5 protein-coding genes are annotated in these 5,016 nt (G+C 72.4%); 3 read left to right on the top strand and 2 right to left on the bottom strand.

Features of this window, described 5'->3' with window-relative positions; translation table 11 throughout:
- Positions 1 to 111 precede the first annotated feature (111 nt).
- Entirely contained in the window at positions 112 to 735 is a 624-nt protein-coding gene (locus AB0O29_RS34060) for a hypothetical protein (protein ID WP_365159765.1), read from the top strand.
- Positions 736 to 821: 86 nt separating this feature from the next.
- Positions 822 to 1,808, top strand: coding sequence for an aldo/keto reductase (locus AB0O29_RS34055; protein WP_365159763.1), 987 nt, complete (start codon positions 822 to 824; stop codon positions 1,806 to 1,808).
- An 18-nt stretch (positions 1,809 to 1,826) separates the two neighbouring features.
- Here the strand turns inward: AB0O29_RS34055 and AB0O29_RS34050 are convergent, their stop codons facing one another.
- Positions 1,827 to 3,125: a hypothetical protein gene (locus AB0O29_RS34050; RefSeq protein WP_365159760.1), complete on the bottom strand. Its 1,299-nt coding sequence runs from the start codon at positions 3,123 to 3,125 to the stop codon at positions 1,827 to 1,829.
- A gap of 60 nt (positions 3,126 to 3,185) precedes the next feature.
- Positions 3,186 to 4,109: a zinc-binding dehydrogenase gene (locus AB0O29_RS34045; protein ID WP_365159757.1), complete on the bottom strand. Its 924-nt coding sequence runs from the start codon at positions 4,107 to 4,109 to the stop codon at positions 3,186 to 3,188.
- 94 nt (positions 4,110 to 4,203) lie between these two features.
- Here AB0O29_RS34045 and AB0O29_RS34040 point away from each other — a divergent pair, with 94 nt between their 5' ends.
- Positions 4,204 to 4,674 (top strand): MarR family transcriptional regulator, encoded by a 471-nt coding sequence (locus AB0O29_RS34040; protein ID WP_365159754.1) that lies wholly within the window; start codon positions 4,204 to 4,206, stop codon positions 4,672 to 4,674.
- The last annotated feature ends 342 nt before the right edge of the window (positions 4,675 to 5,016 follow it).

Raw genomic sequence — 5,016 nt, 5'->3', positions numbered from 1 at the left:
CAGGGGGGACCCTGTGGGAGAGTAGGACGCCGCCGAACAATCATTGTGGGAAAGCCCCGCACCAGTCATGGTGCGGGGCTTTTCTGCGTTTACGGGCCGTAGTCTGCGTATATGACCAATGGGGAGGCCGGAGTCGGCCGGACGTGGAAGCGGAGAGCGGCCGGCTACGACATGGCCGTCGCGGGCCTCCTGCTGCTGGCCGCCGCCACGGGATGGAGCGACCTGGTGCTCCTTGTCTCCGGTTCCGTGGTGCCCGGATGGGCGCTGTGCGTCGTCCTGCTCTGCGCGGCCGCGGTCCTCGCCGGCGTCCGAGCCGTACGGGTCCGCTCCGCGGCCGGCCGGACCGGGATGCCGAGCCGGCCGCTGCCGGTACGCGCCGTACGGGGCGTCGCCCTGGTCGCGGCCGTCTTGAGCTGCGCGGCCGGCGCCCTCGACGAGCTCGGCGCCGAGTACTACGTCCTGCACCCCACGGGCCCGGGCGGCTGCACCGCCGTCGTCCGGGAGACCTCGTTCCTGGTGATCGGCAGCGGCGACGTCTACGCGATCGGCCCGAGCCACATCGGCTGGGGTCCGTCGGGTTCCTGGATAGCCGACGACGGCTACCGGCCCGTGGCCAGCGGAGCGTACGAGCTGCGCTGGAACGGGCGCGGAGGGCGCGGCACGATACGGGTCCACGGGACCGAGACCGACCCGATCGTCTCGGGCGGCAGCGCGAGCCTCGACTGCGGCAGTTGACCCTCCGGCGTTGATCGTTTGACATGGAGTGCACTCCAGCACCTAGCGTCTTGAGCAGACGGTTTTCCAGCTCGGGAGGCACCAGAATGATCGACGCAAACATCCGGCACCTTGGTGAACTCGCAGTCTCCGCACAGGGGTTGGGCTGCATGGGGATGAGCCACGGCTACGGCGACTCGGACGACGCGCAGTCGATCGCCACCCTCAACCACGCCCTCGACCTCGGGGTGACCCTCCTCGACACCGCCGACTTCTACGGAGCCGGGCACAACGAGGAACTGGTCGGGCGGGCCGTCGCCGGGCGCCGCGACGAGGCCGTCATCGCCACCAAGTTCGGCTTCGTCAGCCGGCTGGGGGAGCCCGTCGCGATCCGCGGGGACGCCGCCTACGTGCGCGAGGCCTGCGAGGCCTCGCTGCGACGGCTCGGCGTCGATCACATCGACCTCTACTACCAGCACCGGGTCGACCCGCAGGTCCCGATCGAGGAGACCGTCGGCGCCATGGCCGAACTGGTCCAGGCCGGCAAGGTCCGCCACCTCGGGCTGTCGGAGGCCGGTGCCGAAACGATCCGCCGGGCGCACGCGGTGCACCCCATCGCGGCACTCCAGAGCGAATGGTCCCTGTGGACGCGGGACCTGGAGGCCGGGACCGCGGCCGTCTGCCGGGAACTCGGCATCGGCCTGGTGCCGTTCTCCCCGCTCGGCCGGGGATTCCTCACCGGCCGCTACCACTCCGTCGAGGGCCTGGCGGAGGGCGACCTGCGGCGCACGCAGCCCCGGTTCGCCGACGGCAACCTCGACCGCAACCTGGCGATCGTCGCCAGGCTGGAGGAACTGGCCGCCGCCAAGGGCGTCACCGCCGGACAGCTGGCCCTGGCGTGGGTGCAGCACCGGGGCGAGGACGTCGTACCGATCCCCGGCACCCGGCGCCGGCAGTACCTCGAGGAGAACCTCGCGGCCCTGTCCGTCGAGCTGACCCCGGAGGACCTCGCCGCCATCGAGGCCGCGGCCCCGCGCGAGGAGATCGCGGGCGCCCGATACGACGCGACGAGCCTTACCCTCGTCGACAACTGAGGCCGCAGCCGCCGGAGTTCAGCGCTCCTGGAGGACGGCCACCGCCTCCCTGACCCGGCCCAGGGTGATGAGGTGCTCGGCGAGGTCCAAGGCGAGGTCGCAGGCATGCGCTCGGAGAACGGTGACGGCCTCGTCGAGGCGGCCGGCCTCCGCGTGGAGCCGGGCGACGGAGTCCGCCGCGTACCAGGTGTCGCCCTCCGGGTGGGCCCGCACCAGCGCGAGCGCCTCCCCGCTCCGGCCCTCGGCGGCCAGCAGCGGGAGGCGCAGCTCGAAGAACTCCCAATCCTCCCCGCCGCTGAGGGACTTGAGGTCGTCGAGGTAGGCCAGGCCCTCCAGGGCGCGGCCCGCCCCGGCGTACAGGGCGCACAGCCGACGGACGACCCAGTCCTCCGCACCGGGGGACGCGTCCACGAGGGCGCGCATCACCTCGATCGCCTCGTCACCGCGGCCGTGCCGCTCCAGGAGGTCCGCGAGATGCGCCGCCGTGAACGGGCGGAGGTCATCCGACGCGGGCAGCCCGCGGTACACGGCGATGGCGCCCTCGACGTCGCCGCGTTCCTCCAGCAGCTCCGCGAGGCGTCTGGCGGGGTTGCCCAGTTCAGCGGCGTACTCGCGCAGCTGCTCCATCCGGCCGTGGCGGGCCAGTACGTCGGCGAGCTGGGCGTGGGCGTGGGCGGGCGGGGCGGCGGGGACGGGGCGCAGGAGGGCGACGGCTTCGTCGACGCGACCGCGGCGTTCCTGGACCGTGGCGAGCAGCGACACGGCGTTGGCCGGTGCGATACGGGCCCGGTCGCATCCCGGGTCCGCGCAGCGGTGCGGCGTCTCGATGCGGGCGGCCAGCAGCGCTGCGACCTCCTCCTCCCGGCCCGCGGGCCGGGCGACGTCCACCAGGGCGGTGGCGAGGAAGGCGTCCTCCAGGTGGGGGAGGAGCAGTGCGAACGCCTGGCCGCCGCGACCGTGCCGGGCGAGCAGGCGCCCGAGGAACGCCAGCGCCTGCCGCGTCCCGCCGTCGGCGTGCGGGCGGGCCAGGGCGATGGCCTCGTCCGCCTTCCCCCACTCCTCCAACAGCCCGGCCGCGGTTTCGGCCGCCGTCCACGACCCCGAGGCGAGGTAGGGGGCCAGCACCTCCCACGCCTCCGCCCGCAGCCCCTGCCCGGCGAGCCGCCGCGCGAGCTCCCGCGCACAGAACCACTCCCCGCGGCCGGCCTGGAAGGCCACCTCCTCGGCATGGCCGAGTTCGAGGAGCCGGGAGACCAGGTACGCGGGGATACGAGGGGAGTCGGACCGGAATCGTCGGTCGAGATCAGCAGCGTCCACGGGCCCGCACCCTAATGCCCGGCCCCGGCCTGGTCCGAAAGAGAGGACTGGAGAGACGGCTCAGGGGACGAGGACGACCTTGCCGAGGTTGCGGCGCTGTTCGATGAGGGCGTGTGCGCGGGCCGCCTCGGCGAGGGGGATCTCCTCGTGGACGGAGGTGCGCAGGATGCCCGCCGCGTACCCCTCCCAGAGCTCGCGCCGCCAACGGGCGTAGAGGTCGGGCCGCCCCATGGCGACGGCCCGTATCTGGAAGCCGATGAGCGAGGCGCCGCGCACCAGGAGCTCGTACGCCTCCACGGTGCCGCCGCCCGAGCTGAAGGCCACCAGCCGCCCGCCCATGGCCAGTGCCCGTACGGCAGGGCCCAGCAGGTCGCCGCCGACGCCGTCGAGGATGACGTCGTACGGGGCTCCCCAGTCGGCGTCCTCGTACAGCACGACCTCGTCCGCGCCGAGGCCGCGGACGAAGGCGGCCTTGTCGGCGCTGCCGACGGCGGCGATGACGCGTCCCGCCCCGCCGGCCTTCGCGAACTGGAGGGCGAGGCCGCCCACCGCACTGGCCGCCGCCGTGACGAGCACCGACTCGCCCGGCCGCACCCGCCCGGCCTCGTACGCCCCGCGCGCCACGAGTCCGCTGCGTACGAGCGCGACCGCGTCGACGGCGGTCGCGCCGTCGGGGACGGCGGTGGTCAGGGCGCTGTTCAGGACGGCGTACTCGGCGTAGGCGTGGGCGAAGCACAGCCCGGTGACGCGGTCCCCGACGGCGAAACCGGTGACGTCCGCTCCGACGGCGACGACGGCCCCGGCGACCTCCCCGCCGAACGGGCCCGGTGCGCCGCCCTCGCGGACCTTGCGGACGGTGGGCAGGGTGACCCCGATCGCCTCGGCCCGGACGACCAGTTCGCCGGGGCCCGCCTCCGGGCGGGCGACCTCCTCGGCGAACAGCACCTCGGGCCCACCGTTGACCTCGTGGCGGATGCGCAGCACAGGACCTCCCCCGATCCGTTCGTTTCATTGGGCATCCCAACGATAAGACGGAAGTCGTGGGGATGTCCAACGATTCTGGGTAGGGTTGCGCCTCATGGACACGCAGCCGCCCTCGCCCGCATCTCCGTCCGCGCCCCTCGCGCACATCCAGTCGCTGCCCAGCTGGCTCGTCGGCCGGGTCGCGGCGCGGGGAAGGGGGCTGGTCGCCGAGGCCGTCGCGGCGGAGGGGCTGAAGCTGGTGCACCACGCCGTGCTGGCGGCGACCGCCGAATACGGGCCCCTCACGCAGGCGGAGCTGGGCCGCCGGCTGGCGGTGGACCCCAAGGACATGGTCGGGATCCTCAACCACCTCCAGGAGGCGGGCCTGGTCCTGCGCGCCCCCGACCCGGCCGACCGCCGGAAGAACGCGATCACCACCACCCCGGAGGGGGAGGCCGTCCTCACCCGCTGCGCCACCCTCGCGGAGGCGGCGAACGCGCGGCTCATGGCGCCGCTGACGGGGGAGGAACAGGGCCTGCTGATGGAGCTGTTGAGGCGTGTCCACGAGGCCCCCACCTCGTTTTGACACCCCTGGGGGTGGGCTGTAGAGTCAAACGGTTGCCTCGAACTGGACAAGTTCGGCGACACTCACCCCGCAGAGAATCGAATTCCATGTGGGGTGCACTCGACTCTTCATTCGGATCGTCGAAGCCGGGAAATCCGGTGGAAAACTTCTGATAGAGTCGGAACCGCCGGAAAGGGAAAGCGCGAAAGCGCAGAACCTGGAAAGCACAGAGGAAATCGGGTCCGAAAAGATCTGATAGACTCTGAACAGAACGAAAGCCCGGAGGAAAGCCCGAGAGGGTGAGTACAAAGGAAGCGTCCGTTCCTTGAGAACTCAACAGCGTGCCAAAAATCAACGCCAGAA

It is taken from the genome of Streptomyces sp. NPDC089915 (assembly GCF_040684675.1).
Taxonomy (GTDB): domain Bacteria; phylum Actinomycetota; class Actinomycetes; order Streptomycetales; family Streptomycetaceae; genus Streptomyces.
This window is presented reverse-complemented; position numbering and strand designations above follow the sequence as displayed.

Excerpts from the sequence above, each read along its gene's own strand:
- AB0O29_RS34040 (WP_365159754.1), top strand. The coding sequence starts at position 4,204 with ATGGACACGCAGCCGCCCTCGCCCGCATCTCCGTCCGCGCCCCTCGCG.
- AB0O29_RS34055 (WP_365159763.1), top strand. The coding sequence starts at position 822 with ATGATCGACGCAAACATCCGGCACCTTGGTGAACTCGCAGTCTCCGCA.
- AB0O29_RS34060 (WP_365159765.1), top strand. The coding sequence starts at position 112 with ATGACCAATGGGGAGGCCGGAGTCGGCCGGACGTGGAAGCGGAGAGCG.